This window comes from Algimonas ampicilliniresistens, from assembly GCF_030159955.1.
GTDB lineage: Bacteria > Pseudomonadota > Alphaproteobacteria > Caulobacterales > Maricaulaceae > Litorimonas > Litorimonas ampicilliniresistens.
The window spans coordinates 700,594-719,071 of record NZ_BSNK01000002.1; the positions used below are offsets into that span (position 1 = coordinate 700,594).

Annotated in this window: 22 protein-coding genes; 14 read left to right on the forward strand and 8 right to left on the reverse strand. The window is 54.9% G+C overall.

Features of this window, described 5'->3' with window-relative positions; all coding sequences use genetic code 11:
* Positions 1-3: 3 nt before the first annotated feature.
* Positions 4-846: a DUF1217 domain-containing protein gene (locus tag QQL54_RS11195; protein WP_284390675.1), complete on the forward strand. Its 843-nt coding sequence runs from the start codon at positions 4-6 to the stop codon at positions 844-846.
* On the opposite strand, the gene QQL54_RS11200 is transcribed toward QQL54_RS11195, so the two are convergent.
* Positions 843-2,147: a FliI/YscN family ATPase gene (locus QQL54_RS11200; RefSeq protein ID WP_284390677.1), complete on the reverse strand. Its 1,305-nt coding sequence runs from the start codon at positions 2,145-2,147 to the stop codon at positions 843-845. The two genes, QQL54_RS11195 and QQL54_RS11200, sit on opposite strands and share 4 nt — an antisense overlap.
* A gap of 127 nt (positions 2,148-2,274) precedes the next feature.
* Here QQL54_RS11200 and QQL54_RS11205 point away from each other — a divergent pair, with 127 nt between their 5' ends.
* The 9 genes from QQL54_RS11205 to QQL54_RS11245 are packed head-to-tail and all read left to right on the forward strand — an operon-like array spanning position 2,275 to position 8,771.
* Positions 2,275-2,643: a flagellar basal body protein gene (locus QQL54_RS11205; protein ID WP_284390679.1), complete on the forward strand. Its 369-nt coding sequence runs from the start codon at positions 2,275-2,277 to the stop codon at positions 2,641-2,643.
* A 43-nt stretch (positions 2,644-2,686) separates the two neighbouring features.
* A complete protein-coding gene (locus tag QQL54_RS11210) occupies positions 2,687-3,082 on the forward strand; it encodes a flagellar basal body protein (RefSeq protein ID WP_284390681.1) in 396 nt (131 codons plus the stop codon).
* Positions 3,083-3,084: 2 nt separating this feature from the next.
* Positions 3,085-3,399, forward strand: coding sequence for a flagellar hook-basal body complex protein FliE (gene fliE / locus QQL54_RS11215; RefSeq protein WP_284390683.1), 315 nt, complete (start codon positions 3,085-3,087; stop codon positions 3,397-3,399).
* Complete coding sequence (locus QQL54_RS11220; RefSeq protein ID WP_431355940.1) at positions 3,396-3,665, forward strand: flagellar biosynthetic protein FliQ; 270 nt, start codon at positions 3,396-3,398, stop codon at positions 3,663-3,665. Before fliE ends, QQL54_RS11220 begins: the two co-directional genes overlap by 4 nt.
* Positions 3,666-3,680: 15 nt before the next feature.
* A complete protein-coding gene (locus QQL54_RS11225; protein WP_284390687.1) occupies positions 3,681-5,744 on the forward strand; it encodes a flagellar biosynthesis protein FlhA in 2,064 nt (687 codons plus the stop codon).
* 3 nt (positions 5,745-5,747) lie between these two features.
* Complete coding sequence (locus tag QQL54_RS11230) at positions 5,748-6,530, forward strand: flagellar biosynthetic protein FliR (RefSeq protein WP_284390689.1); 783 nt, start codon at positions 5,748-5,750, stop codon at positions 6,528-6,530.
* Between the two features lie 4 nt (positions 6,531-6,534).
* The gene (gene flhB, locus QQL54_RS11235) at positions 6,535-7,608 is read left to right on the forward strand and encodes a flagellar type III secretion system protein FlhB (RefSeq protein ID WP_284390691.1); all 1,074 of its coding nucleotides are present in this window, start codon (positions 6,535-6,537) and stop codon (positions 7,606-7,608) included.
* Between the two features lie 33 nt (positions 7,609-7,641).
* A complete protein-coding gene (locus QQL54_RS11240; protein WP_284390693.1) occupies positions 7,642-7,989 on the forward strand; it encodes a hypothetical protein in 348 nt (115 codons plus the stop codon).
* A 53-nt stretch (positions 7,990-8,042) separates the two neighbouring features.
* Positions 8,043-8,771 (forward strand): M50 family metallopeptidase, encoded by a 729-nt coding sequence (locus QQL54_RS11245; RefSeq protein WP_284390695.1) that lies wholly within the window; start codon positions 8,043-8,045, stop codon positions 8,769-8,771.
* 4 nt (positions 8,772-8,775) lie between these two features.
* On the opposite strand, the gene QQL54_RS11250 is transcribed toward QQL54_RS11245, so the two are convergent.
* From QQL54_RS11250 to QQL54_RS11280, 7 genes are read right to left on the reverse strand one after another with little or no spacing between them, the layout of a single operon-like run.
* Positions 8,776-9,447 (reverse strand): DUF1523 family protein, encoded by a 672-nt coding sequence (locus QQL54_RS11250; protein WP_284390697.1) that lies wholly within the window; start codon positions 9,445-9,447, stop codon positions 8,776-8,778.
* Between the two features lie 24 nt (positions 9,448-9,471).
* Positions 9,472-9,750, reverse strand: coding sequence for a hypothetical protein (locus QQL54_RS11255; RefSeq protein ID WP_284390700.1), 279 nt, complete (start codon positions 9,748-9,750; stop codon positions 9,472-9,474).
* Positions 9,751-11,244 (reverse strand): DUF6638 family protein, encoded by a 1,494-nt coding sequence (locus tag QQL54_RS11260; protein WP_284390702.1) that lies wholly within the window; start codon positions 11,242-11,244, stop codon positions 9,751-9,753.
* On the reverse strand, positions 11,241-11,858 hold the full coding sequence (locus QQL54_RS11265) for a hypothetical protein (RefSeq protein ID WP_284390704.1): 618 nt from the start codon (positions 11,856-11,858) through the stop codon (positions 11,241-11,243). Before QQL54_RS11265 ends, QQL54_RS11260 begins: the two co-directional genes overlap by 4 nt.
* A complete protein-coding gene (locus QQL54_RS11270) occupies positions 11,858-13,801 on the reverse strand; it encodes an ATP-binding protein (protein ID WP_284390706.1) in 1,944 nt (647 codons plus the stop codon). The genes QQL54_RS11265 and QQL54_RS11270 overlap by 1 nt, the downstream gene beginning before the upstream one ends.
* A gap of 6 nt (positions 13,802-13,807) precedes the next feature.
* On the reverse strand, positions 13,808-14,932 hold the full coding sequence (locus QQL54_RS11275) for a hypothetical protein (protein ID WP_284390708.1): 1,125 nt from the start codon (positions 14,930-14,932) through the stop codon (positions 13,808-13,810).
* Between the two features lie 26 nt (positions 14,933-14,958).
* Positions 14,959-16,041, reverse strand: a complete 1,083-nt coding sequence (locus QQL54_RS11280; RefSeq protein WP_284390709.1) for a coiled-coil domain-containing protein — start codon at positions 16,039-16,041, stop codon at positions 14,959-14,961.
* A gap of 167 nt (positions 16,042-16,208) precedes the next feature.
* Here QQL54_RS11280 and ygfZ point away from each other — a divergent pair, with 167 nt between their 5' ends.
* From ygfZ to QQL54_RS11300, 4 genes are read left to right on the forward strand one after another with little or no spacing between them, the layout of a single operon-like run.
* Complete coding sequence (ygfZ, locus tag QQL54_RS11285; protein WP_284390711.1) at positions 16,209-16,991, forward strand: CAF17-like 4Fe-4S cluster assembly/insertion protein YgfZ; 783 nt, start codon at positions 16,209-16,211, stop codon at positions 16,989-16,991.
* 42 nt (positions 16,992-17,033) lie between these two features.
* Positions 17,034-17,501, forward strand: a complete 468-nt coding sequence (locus tag QQL54_RS11290) for a GNAT family N-acetyltransferase (RefSeq protein ID WP_284390712.1) — start codon at positions 17,034-17,036, stop codon at positions 17,499-17,501.
* Positions 17,498-17,854, forward strand: a complete 357-nt coding sequence (locus QQL54_RS11295; protein WP_284390714.1) for an avidin-fold protein — start codon at positions 17,498-17,500, stop codon at positions 17,852-17,854. The genes QQL54_RS11290 and QQL54_RS11295 overlap by 4 nt, the downstream gene beginning before the upstream one ends.
* Entirely contained in the window at positions 17,847-18,455 is a 609-nt protein-coding gene (locus QQL54_RS11300; RefSeq protein WP_284390716.1) for a DNA-3-methyladenine glycosylase I, read from the forward strand. Before QQL54_RS11295 ends, QQL54_RS11300 begins: the two co-directional genes overlap by 8 nt.
* The last annotated feature ends 23 nt before the right edge of the window (positions 18,456-18,478 follow it).

Sequence of the window (18,478 nt, forward strand, 5' to 3'; positions counted from 1 at the left end):
ACCATGCCGATTGCGCCCAGTCTTATCGGGGGTTCCCTGCCGGGTTGGGCCTTCTTGCAATCGACGCAAGAGAGCCAACAAGCGACGTTTGAAACCTCAAGCGACATTCAGCGAAATGTCGCCGGCATGCGCGAAAAACTCTCTGAGCCCTTTTCCCTAGATGACCTCATGGGCGATCGGCAGCTCTTGCGGCCGGTCTTGCAGAGCTTCGGCCTTGAAGGGGAGATCGATAAGGGCGCCTTTGTTCGTCGTATCATCTCCGATGGTCCAGACGATCCAAGCGGGTTCGCCCGCCGTCTAAACAATACAGATTTTATTGAATTGGCTCGTGTTTTCGAAGCTGACAGTGACGGCCTGATCCGCCTCACCAGCAGTAAAGTCGATGAGCTTGTCCAAAATTATCAGGATGAAGCGTTCCAAGTTGCCGTGGGTGAACAAGAGCCCGATCTGCGTTTGGCTCTTAATTTTGAGCAGGATATTGGCGCGCTCGCTCGTGATAGCGCATCGGATCGCTCTTTCTGGTTTAAGGTCATCGGCAGCGCGCCTCTGATGGAAGTGTTTAGTGCGGCCTTCATTCTGCCAGACGGTTTCTCCAATTTGGATGTCGATAAGCAGGCTGACTATCTTCAGAAACGTGGCGAGCAGCGATTGGGATCTAACCCCCGCGCAGCCCTGGCCACTGACGATGGTATTCAGTCGACGATCCGTGATTTTATTTTGCAGCGGCAACTTGAGAACGGGCCTGATGCATTGACCCCAGGGGCGAGTGCTTTGACCCTATTGAGTGGGAATAGTGGATTAGGGTCTGCGGGCCTGTTCAGCTTGCTAATCTCGAACGCCACTTAGGCGACCACGGCTTTTAGAGCGTCAAAGCTCTCCTCAATTGTTGCCTCTGATCGTGTCTGCAGAAATGTATCCAGTTTAGGCTGACACATGACGGCTTGATCCAGCAATGGATCTGTTCCCGCCGCATAGAGCCCCGACTGTACCATCAATCGACCATCCTCATAGCGACGGATTAAACTTCGCGCGCGTGATAGAACCGCATTCTGCTCATCACTAGCAGCAGCCGGCAGAGACCGCGAAATACTCCGACCAATATCGATGGCGGGATAACGCCCGCCTTCCGCAATCGCCCGGTCAAGAATAACATGACCGTCGAGGATACCGCGCACCGTATCTGAGATGGGCTCTTCCATATCTGAGCCTTGAACCAGAACAGAGAAGACAGCGGTAATATCGCCGTGTGTGCCTTCTGTACCCGGTCCCGCCCGTTCGCAAAGCTGGGCCAACGCAGGGAAGGTTGAGGGTGGAAAGGCGCGCAGGGCTGGGGTTTCACCGACCGATAAGGCCACTTCACGGTGGGCTTGAGCAAAGCGAGTGAGGGAGTCGAACAGAAACAGGACGTGTTTTCCCTGATCACGAAAGCTTTCTGCCGTCGCCATGGCCAATCGCGCCGCCCGGAGTTTGGCGGCCGGGGGTTGATCGGATGTAGCCGCAAAAACGACGGTGTTTCGCATCGCTTCTGAGCCGACGATTTCATCGACAAAGGCGCGGACTTCGCGGCCGCGTTCACCGATCAAGGCAATGACCGTAATGTCGGCATTACTGCCCTTTGCTAGCCCACCAAGGAGCGAAGTTTTGCCGACCCCGGACCCAGCGAACAGGCCGACACGCTGACCGCGACAAATCGGCAAGAACGTGTCGATGGCTGAGTAACCCGTGCAAAGGCGTTGGCCGAGCGTACGGCGATGGCCAGCAGGCGGCGGGGATGCGTTTATATTGGCGGGAATGTTGCCGGGGCGCGGACGGTTACCAGATGCATCGCGACCATCAAAGTCGAGGACTTTGCCAAGCCAATCCGGACCGGGGCTCAACGGTTTTTCAGGGACAAGCTTCGCATGCATCCCAGAGGTGAGGCCCTGAGTTGAGCCGTAAAGAGCCACCGTAATGCTTTGTCCGTCATCCGCGATAACATCACCGCGCTGTCGACCATTGATCAGAACGCTCGTGCCGATACCAGCCTTCCCGCACAGCCCTTCAACTTGAACAGTCTGTCCCGCGCAGGACAAAACTCGACCTGAATAGGTGACCAGGCTGGGCAGCGGGTCATCAAAAGCGGCTGTGAGTTGTGAGAAGGTGGACATGTAAGCGCCCTTCCAGGGCTCAGGAGTATTTGGGGCTTTAAATCGTTACAGGCTTGTTAACCATTGGTTTAACCATCTGTCCTAAATCTCAACACAGCATTAACGTCTCTTGCAAGGATTGCAGATCATGGCGCCCCCGGTTTCACAGCCTGTTTCGATGTTGGCCTTGTCGTCCTCTATGGCCCGACATGCGGCCACACGACACGCTCTTATCTCTCAAAATATCGCGAATGCGGACACGCCGGGCTATAAAGCCAAGGATATTGCCGACTTTTCCGCTGTGCTGAAAGCGCAAGCGATGGGTCAAGGCGAAGCGAGCTTGGATCCAATGGCCGTCATTGAACGTCCGACTGTCGGCTCGCCAAATGGCAATTCCGTCAGTCTAGAGGAAGAGCTGATGCGTGGCGCTGCCGCCAAACAAGATCATCAATTGGCGATCTCCATGTACCGCTCCACTCTTGGCCTCATGAAAACGGCGGTCGGAAAGAACCTCTGATCCCCCCTAATATCACCGCCTGCGTAGAAAGGATTTCTCGCTGATGATCGACCCACTCTCCCAAACAATGAGCGCCGCCTCTTCCGGCATGCGCGCTCAGTCCCAGCGTCTTTCCGTGGCGTCCGAAAACCTCTCCAATGCCGATACGCATGGATATAAACGCAAGATGATGAGCTTTGCTCAGCGCGTTGACCTTGAAACTGGCGCGTCGACCGTGAGCGCTTCGCGGCCCTCGCTCGATCAGTCTCAGGGAGAACTGATGCATGACCCCAACCACCCGTTGGCAAATGCAGAGGGCTTTGTTGAACTCTCTAATGTCGACATGATTATTGAAATGGCGGATGCCCGTGAGGCCGGCCGTAGTTTTGAAGCCAATCTAACAACCTTCCGACAAGCGGGCGAAATGTATCGTGGCCTGCTCGGTCTGCTGAGCCGCTGATTATGGATATTTCCTCAAGTTCCGCCGCGCTTTCAGGTGCGGCTCGCCATTACGGAACGGCCAAGCGCGTCACCGCCCCGACGGCTCTCGATGCGCCGAAGCCCAATGATGGCGGGATGCTCGCCAAAGGGGTGGAGAGCTTTTCTGAAGTCATGCAATCTGTCGAGACCACGGCTACACAATATGCGGCAGGCACGACGGACGCCCAATCTGTTGTCGAGGCACTCGCCAATGCAGAAATGGCCTTGGAAACAGCCGTGACCGTCCGAAACCGTGTGGTTGAAGCCTATCAAGAGCTACTGCGGATGCCGATCTGATGGATCAAGTCGAGGTTCTCAACCTGTTGCGTGAAGCCCTTTGGGCGACCGCTTTGATGGCGATGCCACTCCTGATCTCAGCGCTTGTCGTGGGTCTGGTCGTGGGCCTAGTTCAGGCGTTGACCTCGATCCAAGAAATGACATTGACCTTTGTGCCGAAACTCGCGGCCATGCTGGTTGTGATGTTTCTGACCTTGGGCTTTATGACGAATATTTGCCTGTCTCTATTCGATAATCAGGTTCTGCCTGCCATTGTCGGCGCATAGGGGCCGGATCGGGGAATGAGTTCACGCCGCGCCACTGTCGGGCTTGCCGTCGGCCTTATGGCGGTCATCGTCATGATGATCTTGCCTATGCCAGCGTGGGTGCTGGATATGGGCGTGGCGATTTCCTTTGCCTTTGCCATCCTGATTTTCACCATGACGCTGTTTGTCGAGAAGCCTCTCGACTTCTCGGCCTTTGCCTCGGTTCTGCTGGCCTCACTCCTGCTACGCCTGTCGCTCAACGTCTCATCGACCAAATTGATCATTGGCGAAGGCCATACGGGCACAGACGCCGCCGGGTCGATCATTGAAGGCTTTGCCATGTTTGTCATGGGCGGCAATATTGCGATTGGTCTGATCGTCTTCGCGGTACTCGTTATCGTGAACTTCATGGTCATCACCAAAGGGGCAGGCCGGATGGCCGAAGTTGGCGCCCGCTTCGCCCTTGATGCGATGCCGGGCAAACAGATGGCGATCGATTCCGATCTCGCCGCCGGGGCGATCAGTCACGAAGAAGCTAGCCGTCGCCGCGAACGTGAGCAGGAAGAAACGGCCTTCCTCGGCTCACTCGACGGCGTGTCGAAATTTATGAAGGGCGACGCGATCGCCGGTATTCTGATCACCTTGCTCAATCTCTTTGCCGGCATGGCAATTGGTGTGGGCGTTCACGGATTGTCATTTGGCCAAGCGGTGTCCAACTATGCGATCCTGACTGTCGGCGATGGCTTGGTCAGTCAGATCCCTGCTGTGATCATTTCCATTGCTGCGGGTCTGTTATTGTCACGCGGACGCGGTGACGGCGCGGTCGACTTGGCCCTGCTGGATCAGTTCGGTCGCCATCCGGCCGCCTTGGCCGCCGTTGCCGGCATCATGATTGTCTTCGCGGCCTTCCCCGGCCTGCCAATGATTCCGTTTCTGATCGGTGCGGCCGGTCTGGGTACGATGGCCTTCGTCAGCTGGCAGAAGCAATCCACTGAGGCCAAGCAAGTCGAAGAAGATGCCGCCGTGCCGGAAGCTGTGCCTGAACCGACGATTGGCGACATGCTCGACCTGGATGAACTGTCCGTCGAATTATCGCGCGATCTTGTTGGCACGGTTATGGGCACGGAGTTTGGCGTCGATAAAAGGGTGCAGAAGATTCGCAAATATATTGCGACGCAATATGGGTTCATCCTACCGCCGATCCGCCTGTCGGATGACGCCTCCTTGCCGCGTCATAGCTACCGCATCCGCTTGCACGGTGCGGATATGGCAACGCAGACTTTAATGGCTGACCGCCGTCTGGCCCTGATTGAGGCGACTGAACACGCCCACATTCCAGGCGACACGACGCAAGAACCGGTCTTCAAAGCGCCTGCGCGATGGGTCGATCCAGAGAGCGAGAATGAACTCACTCTATTGGGTGTCACCACAGTTGCGCCGGTTGAAGTGCTGGCAACACATCTGCTTGAAGTCATTCAAGATAATTTGCCCGCTTTGCTAACGCGCCGTTCCCTGCGCGAAACGCTGGACGCGTTTAAAGGGGTTACCGCGTCTGATCGCGCCGATGGTAATAAACGGCTGATGGACGAATTCTTCCCAGACAAAGCGCCGATTGAATTACTGCACTCCGTAATGCGCCTGCTGCTGGAAGAGCGGATTTCTGTTCGTAATCTGCCTTTGCTGCTGGAAACGGTCGCTGACGGAAAATCGGCGAACCTCAATGCTGAAGCGATTACTGATGTGGCGCGCCAGCGCTTGTCGCGCCAGTTTGTCGGTCAATATAGGAACGAAACCGGGCAATTACCGATCATCCGGATCGGGGATACGTGGACGACTAAAATTGGCGAACGCGAAACGCGAGACGAGGCCGGGCGGTCTGACATCGCTTTGTCACCGGATGAGTTTAATCAGTTCGCCCACGATGTCCGCGCCCAGCTTGATACGGCAGCGCGGAGCGGTAGCTATGCTGTGATTGCTGCGCCCGGTCACTGGCGACGGTTTGTTCGATCTGTTCTCAAGACAAAAGGCGTAAAAAATCCAGTCCTCTCCTATGCAGAGATTGCCGCGAACGAAAAACCGCTTATCCTTGGCACGGCTTAGCCCGTGGGCGGGTCAGCAGAATTGCTGGCAGGACTGGCGGAGGCTTTCGGTCCGTTAGTTGAAATGATCTGGCCAATTTTCGGTCTGTTCGCGCGTCTGTCGCTCTTTTTCATGCTGGTGCCTGTATTCGGAGAACGCGCAGTTCCGGCCCGGTTTCGTCTTGGCATTGCCGCGATGACGGCCTTTCTTCTTTATCCGGTTTTGCAGGACGATCTGGCGGCCCTGCGCGACGCTGGCGTCGTCACCCTTCTGGTCTCCGAAGCCATGACCGGGTTCGTGCTGGGGTTTGCCTTACGGATGGCGATCCACGCGCTGCAAATTCTCGGCATGATTGTGTCCCAGTCCTTGTCTCTGTCGCAGGTCCTGGGTGAGGGGATCGCAACTGAACCAAACACGACGATCAGCACCCTGCTTATGCTCGCAGGCGTGACGCTGCTTGTCTCCATGAACATCCATATTGCCCTAATCGGTGTGTTGGCCGACAGTTTCAACGATATGCCGGTGGGAACGATGCTGGACCTTGAGGCCTCAGCCAATTGGGTGACGCAAATTATGGTCGGATTGTTGCGGCTGTGCCTGTCGCTGGCGCTACCCTTCGTCATTCTGAACTTTACCTACAATCTCATTCTCGGTTTTTTGAACCGTGCCATGCCGCAACTACTCGTCTCTTTTGTTGGTCTTCCGGGCATGACAATGGCGGGCCTGCTTCTGCTCGTGATCTGCGCGGGCGCGATGATGACGGCGTGGGTCGACTCCTTCATGGCCCTGATGGTGGAGGCGGGATAGCGCGATGTCAGAGGGTAACGATACAGGCCAAGAAAAGAGTTTTGAGGCGACCCAGGGCAAGATCGACGATGCCCGTAAGAAGGGCGATATTGCCAAATCCTCCGAAGTGGCGTCTGTCGCGCTCTATATCGGGGTCGCGATCGCAATCATGACGCTGGGCGGGACGCTCGGCATGAATATGCTGTCCCAGCTCTCAGGGTTGCTCGAATATCCGGAACGGGCTGGCGAACTAGTTCTGAAGGGCGGCGCGGCAACGGATCTACTCGGAACGGTCGTGTTTGCGTTTGTACCCCTTTTGCTTGTGATGATGGCGGCGGTGCTTGCCGCTCTGGTCGTGCAGCGCAGCATCATCTTCGCACCTGAAAAAATACAACCCAAACTCTCCAAAATCAGTCTCATTTCCAATGCGAAGCAGAAATATGGTCGGGACGGAATGGCGGAATTCGCGAAACGGGCCGCTAAGCTGATCATCGTTTGTATTGCGTCCGGCGCCTATCTTTACCGCCTCGTCAGTGAAGTCAGTCATGAGATCGGCCGCCCCGAAGGCTATCTCTTCGCCAAGATGGCGCAAGAAAGCCTTTTGCTGCTGGGCTGGATGATCGCTGCGACCTGCTTGATTGCGGCAATCGATCTACCCTTCGCTAAATGGTCTCATCTTCTGAAACTTCGCATGACCTTTGAAGAGGTAAAGGACGAGAATAAGAAGAATGAAGGCGACCCGTTCATGAAGGGTCAGCGCCGCGCGCGCGCGCGTGAAATTGCGAACTCGACCATGTTAGCCGATGTTGCAAAAGCCAATGTTATCATCGTCAACCCGACCCACTATTCTGTCGCGCTGCAGTGGGACCGGGCGGCGGGCGGTGCGCCGATTTGTGTTGCAAAGGGTGTCGATGGTCTCGCCTTCGCCATTCGCGAACAGGCCAAAAAGCATAACATTCTGATCCATTCCGATCCGCCTTGCGCGCGGGCGCTCCATGCGACGGTGCCGGTCGGTGATCAAATTCGGCCCGAACATTATGCCGCCGTCGCTTCGGCAATTCATCTGGCCGAGACACTCTCACGCAAGGGCGTCTATTAATGGCAAAGACGACAAGGATCAGGAGGTTAGACCATGTCGGTTCGTAAAATACTGGCCCTCAAACGGGCGGCTATCCAGTCGCGCATCGACGCGGTTGGCATGCGGGAAACCAAACTGACGCACCGAATCGATGCGCTGCACGCGCAGGGCGATGGGCTTGAGGCTGATTCGGAGATTGGACGGTTTCAGGTTGCGGCCATCGCTGGGACCACTACCCGATCTATCAGCCTTCACCTCGAACGTGAACGCGATGGGTTGCGCGAACAAAGGCAGTTATTGGCGCGGGAACGCCTCTCGCTCGATATTGCCGATACGCGTCTGGAAACGGCAGAGACCGCCGAGGCTCGACTGACGGCTAGCCGCGCCGAAGACAAAGTCTAATAGATCTCAATCAACCACGCTTGCGCATCAGTGCCGGCGGCCTATCAAGCTCTATGTCCGGTTCGCCTCCTACACCCTCACCATCCGTTCCGCCGCGTCTTCCGGCGATGCAGTTTTGGGGTCTATGCTTCATTGTTTATATGGTGATGCAGTTTCCGCTGGTGCGTCTTCCCGTGCTGTTTCTATCGACCTGGGCGCATGAATTCGGGCATGGGCTCGGCGCGATTATTACGGGCGGAGAGTTTATCGAACTGACCGTTTTCCCAGACTTTTCCGGCGTCGCTCTAACGGCAACAAGTAGCGGTTTTTCGCGCGCTATGGTCGTAGTGTTCGGCCTACTCGGCCCCAGCCTGTTCGGTGTTTTGATGATCGTGATGACACGGGCCTTCAGCTTTTACCGATCTGCAATTCTAGTCCTTGCCGGATTACTCGCTTTGTCGCTGATCTGGGCCGCAGACGGATTTACGATGACGACGTTAGGCGCGGGCGCGGTCATTATGGGATTAATCGGTTGGAAGCTGCCGCGCCGCGCCCTCCAATATATCGCCTATATTGTGGCGATCGCCATGTGCCTGACGGCGCTAAGCGGATTTAGTTATTTCTTTATCGGCAATGCCGAAGTGGCAGGCGATTATTACCGGTCCGATACCGGTATATTGGCCGATATTTGGGGTGGCCCCCACTGGTTGTGGGGCGGATTACTGACCCTGCTCTCTATCATCATCCTGTTCGCTGGTGTCTTTCTATCAGACCGCTGGGCGCGAGGGCGCTCAACTCAATAGCGCGTTACTTTTTTGGTGGTTTTGGCGCCGGGGACCCAAACAGTTTCCGCCAGAACCCTTGGACTTGTGTGCGCCCTTCGCCGACTGTTTCGCCGACTTCGCGCGCGGCGTCACCGACACTATCGCCGACCTTGTCCAGTGTCGGATCGATCCGCGCGGCCTTGAAGCGCCGAATAGTGCGCCAGATCCAGAACCACAGACCGAGCAGAAGGCCGATGAAGACGATATTGAACCAAGGGATCAGCAGGGCGTCAGGTCCTGACACGCGCTTGATCGAGGTTGCATTGGGGAAGATTGAGAAGAGTTTGATCCGCCAGCCATAGTGGCGCACCGCAACCCAATCACCATCACCTTTGGCGAGGCTTTGGGCCAGCGCTGTGACGTCACCACTGTCAAATTTGAAATAGGGCGGAAACCCCCAGCCTGTATCCTCATTGCGATAGACCCGCGTTCGGCCATTTTTGTCTTGCGCATTGATGAAGCGAACGTCGCGTGTCGCGCCTTCGACCGTTCCGATATCGGCGCGGTCCCAAAAGGGTGCGCCCGTTTCAACGTCGATCCGTTTGACTTCTGTCCCGACGATCTGAACGACATCGCGGTCAGGCAAATAATAATTGAGCAGAACAGCGCCAACAACGAACAGGATGAAGGCTGGAATATGTCGCAGATATTTCATGACGTGTCCTCTTAGCGGTCGGGTCTAACCATATTGGGCGAGCCAGATCAGGCCAAAGCCGATCAGGGATGGGATGATGAAAACGCCGAGCAAAAGTTTGGGGCGGTAAGAGCGCGTATAGGCTTTCATGCCGCGCGCGACGAAATCATCTTCACTTTCCGCCATTTTGTCGAAGTCTGATAGCGTTTCATATTCAGCTTCAAGAAGCCTTCGATGTTTGAACCGCGCGGTGAAACTCAACACAGCATAAACGACACTGAGCAGTAGAAAAATAATCACGATATTGCGGATAAGGCCGAACATCTATTTCCTCCGTTTCCTGCCTTTGGTCTGGCTCTTGGATTTTTCAGCTTCCCGCTTGCGTTTATCATAGGCGCGGCGTTCGGCGGAGCGGTGACGCCAGTCGTCATCATAATCTATATCATCGTCGTCATCTTGGTCTCGGCGGTTTGATGATTTATCTGGGTCCCACGGATTGCGTTTTGAAGATCGTCGCTTGGGTTTCCCGCGCGAGATCGGCTCCCTCATGCTCGGTTCTTTGCCAAACAGAGTTTCGCGTGCGCCCGCCTTGTCGATCGCATATTCTTCTTCGAGGAAGCGGACGACAAAGTCTTTTTTGGTATCTGACCAGTCGCGATAGGCGTCGTAGAATAGGGATTTGTGGCAGATAAAGAGCTGGCGGAAATCCAGCCGCGACAGGTCGGATAGCAACATATTGACCAGATCGCGGTCGCGATGTTGCGACCCCCGCAGGGCGTAGAAAAAGGCCGGATGCTTGGGGCCAACTTTTGGCACACGACCGCCCATCGATGCCCAGCGCCAGACGTCCATCAGCCCAGTAAATTCAGGGGGTAAATCATTGGCATAGTGGCGTTCAAGCTGACGCATGTTCTGGCGCGACATATCGGATAGATCGTGGCCCTTATCGCCTGCGGTTGAGGCGACGATGAAGTCCATTTTCTGGCGGATCACGAGCGCGCTATCTTGATTTGGGCGCTGCACAATCAATTCGGTCAGCCCTTCTTGGTAGAGCCAATCGGAAATCGCTTCGCGATCATCAAGGGTCAGGGTTTGCGGAATATCCAGCGAGTCCAATCCGGGAATTTTGGTTCGCGCAATCACGGTGGGCGTATCCGCATCGCGGAACACATAGACGCCCCCGAAATGGGAGGTGTAATAATTGCCTTGTTGGAAGACCTTGCCGTCGAGCTTGACCGGGTTGCGCTGAATATTGCCCGTGCGTTTGGCCAGCTCAATCATTTCCGCAATCAATACATCGTCCCACCACGCATCCTCTTCCGTCATGAAGCGGTCGATTTGCTTGCCGAGCGTTTCGGCCTCTTTGACATGGGCTTGGGCGGTGTCTGCCGTGACTTCGATCTGGTTGATGTCGAGTAGGTCAGCCGGTTCACTGATCTTAAACACGGAATCAAGCAGCTCGCCCGCCACCGCTTCGCGCGCGGTCAGGGCAAACAGCTGATCTTCGTTCTCATCAATATAGCGGCGCAGGATAGACCGTGAGGTCGAAAATTGTGAGCCGAGCAACGGCGCTGTCTTCTGGTCCGTCGAGAGCAGAATGAACATTTGGTTCGCCCCGTGCGGGTTCAGATAAAGCTCGTCATCAAACTCATGCGCGATTTCTGGCGAATACCCAGCAATGTCGATATGAAATTCGGTCAGCTCAGATTTTTTACCAATCAAATAATCCAGCGCCCGATTATACCGCTCGACCATAGCGGGCGAGGACACCTCATAAAGGTTCCCAAACATGAGCCCGGCTTTGACGAGGCGCATCATGAGGAACGGCCTAACTTCTCTTGGAGATATTTTTCTGCGCTAGACTTTTTCTCTTTATATACTTGAAATAAACCACCGTTCTCAAAGTAGTTACCTTGGAAGGACTTTTTATACTCATCAGTAAATAATGGGTCTCGGTTGCTGTGTAGATGGTCTTCAATCTGATCTTGGTTTTCATACAAGACGGTTTTGATTTCGCTTATAATGCGTTCAACGGATCGAACGCGATTAAGTAAGTCACGACCCCAAAGTATCTCCGCATGAATGCTTAAAGCAGATATTTCATCGAGCACAGTATCTACTTTTCTCAAGTTTTGAAAACGGGCCCATGTCTCTGCAAGCATAGGGTGTTTATGCTTAAGGTCGCTGGTGCCCTCATTCTCAAAAAACGGATTCCAAACAATCACGTCTACAACTGCAGAGTCTAGCTCGGCAAATTTAAGAAGAAGCTCTTTTGCAAGTTTCGTATTTTCTTCCCAAACCTTCTGATGTTTCCAAGACGTTAGACCTTGCCAAGCAACCCACGATGTAAAAACCGCTGCTCCAGAAAGAACGTAATTCCGGATTATTTCGGCCCAATCTTTAGCGGATATTTTAAAAAATATATCCTCCACTATCCCTTCCCCTCCAAATAACGCCGCTTCGCCTCTTCCTGCCGTCCGAAATCGCGGACCATATTGTCAATCGCGACTTCATCGCTCTTATCGGCGTAGCGGAACTCGCTATCGGCGTAGCGATTGATTTCTTGGATCACCATATCGACTGTGATTTCGGTGGCGAGGTCGGCGATCATGGCGCGTTTGGTGTCATAGTCTTTGTCGAGGAACAGGGATGTGTCTTCCATCCATTCATCTGGGAGTTCGAAGTCCATGGCGCGGACTTTGACGGCATCGGTGATATTCTTGACCGCGCGTCCGGTGAAGCGCGGATCGGCGGCCTGAATGGCTTTCAGATAAGTGCCGAGCTTGGCGATGGTGTCGAGCTTGCCTGTGCTCTTTTTGACGGCATCAAAGACGGCTTCGAGCGCTTCTTCCTTGGGCCGAGCATAGGACTCATAGCTGGCTTTGACCGCCTTCTTAATGGCCTGCGCTTCGAACAGATCATGGTCGCCCACAGGGATGTCGTGGTTCTTACCCATCAGTAGGTGCAGAATATCAATATAGTCGTCGCGCGTTTGTGGCCCATCGACGAGGAAACGAGCGGACGCCCGTTGGCGCAGCGCGTCGTCCACTTTTTCTGGATAGTTGGAAAACATCCCGAAGGTGCAATTGCCGCGCACGACCGTATTGGCCCCGGCGAAACTTTCCATGAGGACCGCCGTGATCTCTAACTGCCCGGCAGAACTTTGCCGGTCTCCACGTATACCGGCCAGCTGGTCGATATCATCGATCGTCCCGAAGCCGATCACGTTCGGATCAATAATCTCACGAATGAAGGCCTTGGCATTCTGCGCCGACTTGCCCTGATAGCTATCGATGCTTTCCGTGGACAGATTGGCGTAGCGGAACGGATAGCCCGCATTTTGGCAGTAATCATTGATGAGACCCGCCATCATCTGGATCAGGATCGTCTTACCCGTGCCCGGCAGGCCGTCGCCCATAAAGGTGAAGATGAACCCGCCCAAATCTGCAAACGGATTGAGCTTGCGCTCAAAATCATAGGCCATCAGCATTTTGGACAGTTTCATAGACTGATATTTGGCGATGTGATTACCAACGACCTCGTTCGGTTTTTTGAACGTCATGGTCAGGGTGGTGGAGCGGGCGCGCGATGCCGCCTCAAAACCCCGGATCTCAAAATCATCTTCCTCGACGCGGTAGGCGACAGACGTGAACGCGTCGAGCCGGGGGAGGTTGGCGGCGCGCGTTGCGGCCTTGTCCATCAGCTGCTCAAGAAACGCCGTGACGGTCGGGATCAGCTTGGTGTCATCATCGGCGAACAGAGCTAACGTCTGGTCGAGTTCCCACAGCGCCCCGGTCAGGGCGAGCTGCGGATTATCAGTCAGCACTTCCTCGACATCACCAACATCAACGGACAGTTCGCCCGCTTCATGCAGGGTTGAGAGCCGGAAGCTCGCCATATTGGCGAAGACATGCAGGGCGATGACGGAGGCGGCGGCAAGGCCTTCAGAGAAGGCGGTCGATTGGCTGCTCGCCAACTTGCCTTCTAGATTATCTTTCATCAACGCGGACAAGCCCGTCGCATCGGCATATTGATCGACAACGGTGAGGGCCGTGGCTAGCGCGCGGCGTAAGCCGTGCAGCACGCCCGCCTGAACCGGGCTCATCAAATCATCATCGTCGCTGGTCGCTTCGACGCGTGCGATCAGGTTGACGCCTTCGGCGCGGGCCGTGCTTTGGGTGACGAGGCCGGGCGTCGTGGAACGGAAACGGCGACGCCCCGGAATACCCGGCGATCGCCCGGATGAGGGCGCAACGTCGCGCGCTTTGGCCAGACGCGGCGTATGGTCGAACCCATCTAGCATGGATTGTGCGCTCGCGATCTTTTCGCGGATCGCGCTCTCTTTGATTTCCATGAGGTCAGATGGGTTGGACATGAGGCCTTACGTATAGCTGAGGATGTTGTCGTTATGACCGACGACATATTTGCGGATGCCGTCGAAACTGCCCGAATGTTTTTCTTCCATCACCTGATAGGCGCGGTGCGGCAGGATGAGCGAGCGGTTGATGTCGGTATAGCCATCGGTCTTGCCGTCGAGGCCGTAAGCATCGAGCTTATAGACCTGTCGCCAGGCCGCGTTGAACACGCCAGTTTTGACCCATTTCTGACCTTCAGATAGCAGTGTTTCCACAGTCCAAGCCAAAGCCCAATCTAGCCCCGGTTGTCCGCTTGCCTCTGCCAATACGTCGCGGATTGGGCCGTGTTGTTCGGTGAAGGCGTGGCTATGCATCGGGCCGAGATGGAAGCGGCGTAGCGATTTGGGATGAATGTTGGAAAAGTCTTCATCGAAGCCTTTGGCAATAGTGAGGAGTTTCAGCTCCGACACAGCTTGCGCCATCAGCGCGTCTTGTAAACGCGGCCAGCGGCGCTCATCATTGGGTAGGGCACGCGATCCTGTATCATCCAGCTCCATCAGGTAGACGACCGGAATATTAGTCTTTGAATCATAGACCGCCCAATGGACGATATAGCGACGTTTGCGCTTTTTCAGATCCTTGCCGACCCAGACGGCTTGCGGATGGTTCTGGGACAAAAAGAGCGGTTGGCTGTCTAACGTTTCGTAATAAATACGTTGAGCCAGCGCATATTGCAGCGCTGTCGGCGCGGACTGTTCGGTCAAGATATGGCTGACCATATCCTTCTTCATACGCTCCTGATCAGGCAGGGATTTTAGGTGTTTTTTGGCCTGTGTGGCGTCAGATGCCAGTTGGATAATTTCCGAAAATATCGGGAATCCAGACTCCGTTTTATCGATGCTGATTTTGCCGGAATTTTTGGCCCGGTTAGTCATCAGATATTTGTAGGATAGAGCGGTGAAGCTGTTGTTCAAATCGACCAAATACTGACCAAGAATATCGCCTTCTCCCTTACTGAGCTGTCGTTCTTCCACGGAGAGTTGTGCGACCGAGCGCAGATGGCCGATGATGCGCTCGAATTTGGCGAAATAACGCCGTGCCGCGCGCGCATTGTCGAGCACGCGGTGCGTATAGGTGAGGTCGAGATCCATGGAGGTGCTCAAATCTGAGACAGTCCCTAAGAGCTTTCGCCATAAGCATTGGCATCATGCTTCTCGACGATCTTCTCAAACCGTCGGGCGAACCGTTCGTCTGCTTTGGCCTTTTCTTCCAGAACTTTGCGCGCAAAGACGATATGCTCTTCGTGGCTTTCCATCATTTCGGCCATTTTATTGTTTGTGGCGGCCCCGATTGCAGCCATCGCGACCTGCGCTTCCTTATCCGTCGCCACGCCGATTTCGTTGATCTTATGTGCGACATCCTGCTGCTGCGCGGTCTTCAGTGATTTCGATAGCGCATCATAAAGCACGACCCGTTGTTTGGTGTCGGTTGTCAGCTTGTTGAGCAGAACCATCTGGGTTGCGATCTGGTTCTGAAGGCTGTCCATCCAGGTCTTACCCTTCTCGATGTAGCGTTCCAACGTCTGGCTTTCGGACAGTTTGACCTGCTCGAGCTGCGCCAACTCATTATGACGTGAATTGACGGTCGCGAGTTCGGACTCCAACTGCGCGCGTTCTTTAGGTTCTGTGGAGACAGAGAGTTTGTTCTCCAGCTCGATAATCTGCGGATCGAGCGCCTTAATTTCGCTTTTGATTTGTTCAAGTGTCGTGACCGCCGCTTCGCGGTCAGCCAGCGTGACCTGCAAATTGGCTTCGACCTGGCCCTTATGGCGACCCAGCTCATTGAGCTGTTCCTGCAACATCGCTTGGATCGTATTGGACTTGGCAATCAGGTCTTGCAGCTTATCCTCGATCGTGGCGGCGCGAATGCGCTCTTGCCGCAGGCTTTCCGAGCGCTGTTTGGAAAAGACGCCCACAAACTTTTCCCACCCGGTCTTGGACCGCATGGCATCAAAATCTTTGGAAAATCCAGCCGTGACGTCGTCCAGACCCATAATGAGTTCGGCAATATTGGCGTTCATCAGGTCGGTGTGAGCGTGGACATCGTCGAGCGAGGCCGTCTCAATATCAAGGCTGATATCCGTGCCTTCACTCATCTTGGACCGGGCCGTGTCGATCTGCGACGACAGCTCAGAAATCTTGCTCTGTGCCTCGGCGACTTCTTTTTTGGATTGCTCAATCTGGGCTTCAAAAGTTGGCATCTACGTCCCTCTCCTCAATGTCTACGTCAGTGTCCTATACTAATGAGGTAGGAACGCTCTTATTGTTATTCAATAAAAATCGTTCCAGATTATCGGAAAATCGACAGAGTCTGGTTTGAGGCGGTCTGCGTCTTGTTTGAAGCTGTCTGCCCGCCTATGTCCTCGCTATGCTGATCCAACGCCGCGACCGGACCGTTCTAAAACTGTCAGGTGAAGGCGTGCGGGACTGGCTGTCCGGTCTGGTGACCAACTCGCTTAGTGCGCCCGTGACCTTCGCGGCTCTGCTGACACCGCAGGGCAAGATTATCGCAGATATGTTTATCACGGATCGCGGCGATTACTTGCTGCTTGATGCTCCTCAGACCATGGGTGAGGCGCTGCATAAGCGATTGAAGATGTACCGACTTCGCGCTCTAATTGAGATTGAGGATGTGTCGGACACTTTCAATGTCCACTGCCTCTGGAATTGCGATGATGACTGCGAGGTCGGTGATACGGACCCGCGCTTGCCTGCCCTTGGGCGTCGGTTAATCTCGAACAACAAAAAGGCCAGCACGGGCGATTGGGACGCGCACCGCCTGTCCCTCGGTGTGCCTGACAGTGAATGGGATTTCGGCACGGCCAGCACATTTCCGGCCGATGCCTGTATGGATCAGCTGAACGGCGTGGACTTCCACGGCGGCTGTTTCGTCGGTCAGGAAGTGGTCTCGCGCATGCGGCGGATGACAACCGTGCGCAAACGGATGCGCGGCCTTGTTTTGAACGGGCCTGCGGAGGCTGGCGACAAGATCAAAGCTGGTGAACGCAGTGTGGGACAGGTGCTCCATGTAAGCGGTACGCAAGCGATGGCGCTAGTCCGCCTGGACCGACTACGCGAAGCCAGCGTCTCGCCAGAGGTTCGCGGTGAACGTGTCGCTGTGATGGATAGCGTATTAGGCACGGATGATTAGGTAGTCGTTGACCGACTTCTAACCGGAGGACATTATCGACTTATGACCCGTCCTGTCGAAATCCACCGCAATGACCGTTCCGCTCTGCCGCGCTTTGCTGCGCTAAACGCGGAATGGATCGAAGACCTGCATGTGTTGGAAGAGTCCGACAAGGCGATGGTGGCCACACCGGAGATCTATCTCGACAATGGCGGTCAGGTTTTTTCCGCTCACATAGACGGCGAAGTTGCCGGCGCGGTTGCGCTGAAACCCCACCCGGACGGGCGGTGGGAGTTGACAAAGATGGCCGTCGATCAGCGCTTTCGCGGTCACGGCATTGGTCAAAAACTGATGGATGCTGTGCAAGATTATGCGCGGGATATTTTAAAGTTGGACTCGATATTCTTGCTGTCGAATACAAAGAATGAAGCGGCTTTGCGGCTCTATGAACGCAATGGTTGGACGGTGAATCATGAGGGCACACATCCGATTTATGCGCGATGCAATATCGGAATGGAGAAGCGGCTGTGAGCCACGACTTTGTTCTGAACGGGAAACGGTTCCGGCCCGTGTCTAATTCGAAAAGCGGTCGGGTTGCCAGCGACGCCCTATTCACATTTTCACAATTGGGCGAGGCGTTCAGCGCTACATATTCAGGTGCAGGCTTTACTGACGGACATCTGATCGGCCAGATGACGGGTACTGATCAGGCCGTCCTGATCTATCATTCTCGGGCCGAAGATGGCTCGCTTGAAGCCGGAGAGGCCACGGCGGTCTTCTCAGAAGTGAAAAACGGATCAATCCTGATCGATATGGACTGGCGTTGGCTCAATGGCTCTAAGGCGTTCGGCACATCCCAATATCAAGAGATCGTGAATGAGTGAGTTTCCTAATCACGACCCGGATCTGCCGCGTTGCGGTTGGGTGTCGCCGACCGATGCACTTTATTGCCACTATCATGATGCGGAGTGGGGGCGTCCGATCCGTGATCCGAAGGCCTTGTTTTCAAAACTTATCCAGGACGGGCAGCAAGCCGGATTGGCTTGGATTACAATCCTGCGCAAGCGCGACAATCTATTGGCCGCCTATGACGGGTTCGATCCGGATGTTGTCGCGCACTATACGGATGCGGATCGCGCCCGTCTTCTTAGTGACCCCGGCATTATCCGCTCAAAGTCTAAGATTGACGCCACTATTGGCAATGCCAAAGTCTATCTCGACATGCGCGATGACGGGATCGATTTCTCTGATTATCTCTGGGATTTCGTAGGGGGGAAACCTATCGTCAATGAATGGGCGCAGTTTTCTGACGCGCCTGTGAAAACCTCTGAGTCTGAAGCGATGAGCAAGGATCTCAAAAAACGCGGCTTCAAGTTTGTCGGCCCTGTCATTGCCTATGCTTTCATGCAGGCGGTTGGAATGGTGAATGATCACAGCCTAGACTGCCATGCGCGCTTAGCCTGTAAGGAGACCCGGGCGATATGAAACGCTTTGTCCTTTGACGCGCG

Bases quoted from the DNA above. Each gene is read 5' to 3' on its own strand.
- QQL54_RS11250 (WP_284390697.1), bottom strand. From the start codon at position 9,447: ATGAAATATCTGCGACATATTCCAGCCTTCATCCTGTTCGTTGTTGGC.
- fliE (WP_284390683.1), top strand. From the start codon at position 3,085: ATGGATATTTCCTCAAGTTCCGCCGCGCTTTCAGGTGCGGCTCGCCAT.
- QQL54_RS11210 (WP_284390681.1), top strand. From the start codon at position 2,687: ATGATCGACCCACTCTCCCAAACAATGAGCGCCGCCTCTTCCGGCATG.
- QQL54_RS11195 (WP_284390675.1), top strand. From the start codon at position 4: ATGCCGATTGCGCCCAGTCTTATCGGGGGTTCCCTGCCGGGTTGGGCC.
- QQL54_RS11245 (WP_284390695.1), top strand. From the start codon at position 8,043: ATGTCCGGTTCGCCTCCTACACCCTCACCATCCGTTCCGCCGCGTCTT.
- QQL54_RS11205 (WP_284390679.1), top strand. From the start codon at position 2,275: ATGGCGCCCCCGGTTTCACAGCCTGTTTCGATGTTGGCCTTGTCGTCC.
- QQL54_RS11225 (WP_284390687.1), top strand. From the start codon at position 3,681: ATGAGTTCACGCCGCGCCACTGTCGGGCTTGCCGTCGGCCTTATGGCG.
- QQL54_RS11200 (WP_284390677.1), bottom strand. From the start codon at position 2,147: ATGTCCACCTTCTCACAACTCACAGCCGCTTTTGATGACCCGCTGCCC.
- QQL54_RS11275 (WP_284390708.1), bottom strand. From the start codon at position 14,932: ATGGATCTCGACCTCACCTATACGCACCGCGTGCTCGACAATGCGCGC.
- ygfZ (WP_284390711.1), top strand. From the start codon at position 16,209: ATGCTGATCCAACGCCGCGACCGGACCGTTCTAAAACTGTCAGGTGAA.
- QQL54_RS11290 (WP_284390712.1), top strand. From the start codon at position 17,034: ATGACCCGTCCTGTCGAAATCCACCGCAATGACCGTTCCGCTCTGCCG.
- QQL54_RS11240 (WP_284390693.1), top strand. From the start codon at position 7,642: ATGTCGGTTCGTAAAATACTGGCCCTCAAACGGGCGGCTATCCAGTCG.
- QQL54_RS11255 (WP_284390700.1), bottom strand. From the start codon at position 9,750: ATGTTCGGCCTTATCCGCAATATCGTGATTATTTTTCTACTGCTCAGT.
- QQL54_RS11280 (WP_284390709.1), bottom strand. From the start codon at position 16,041: ATGCCAACTTTTGAAGCCCAGATTGAGCAATCCAAAAAAGAAGTCGCC.
- flhB (WP_284390691.1), top strand. From the start codon at position 6,535: ATGTCAGAGGGTAACGATACAGGCCAAGAAAAGAGTTTTGAGGCGACC.
- QQL54_RS11300 (WP_284390716.1), top strand. From the start codon at position 17,847: ATGAGTGAGTTTCCTAATCACGACCCGGATCTGCCGCGTTGCGGTTGG.
- QQL54_RS11260 (WP_284390702.1), bottom strand. From the start codon at position 11,244: ATGATGCGCCTCGTCAAAGCCGGGCTCATGTTTGGGAACCTTTATGAG.
- QQL54_RS11270 (WP_284390706.1), bottom strand. From the start codon at position 13,801: ATGTCCAACCCATCTGACCTCATGGAAATCAAAGAGAGCGCGATCCGC.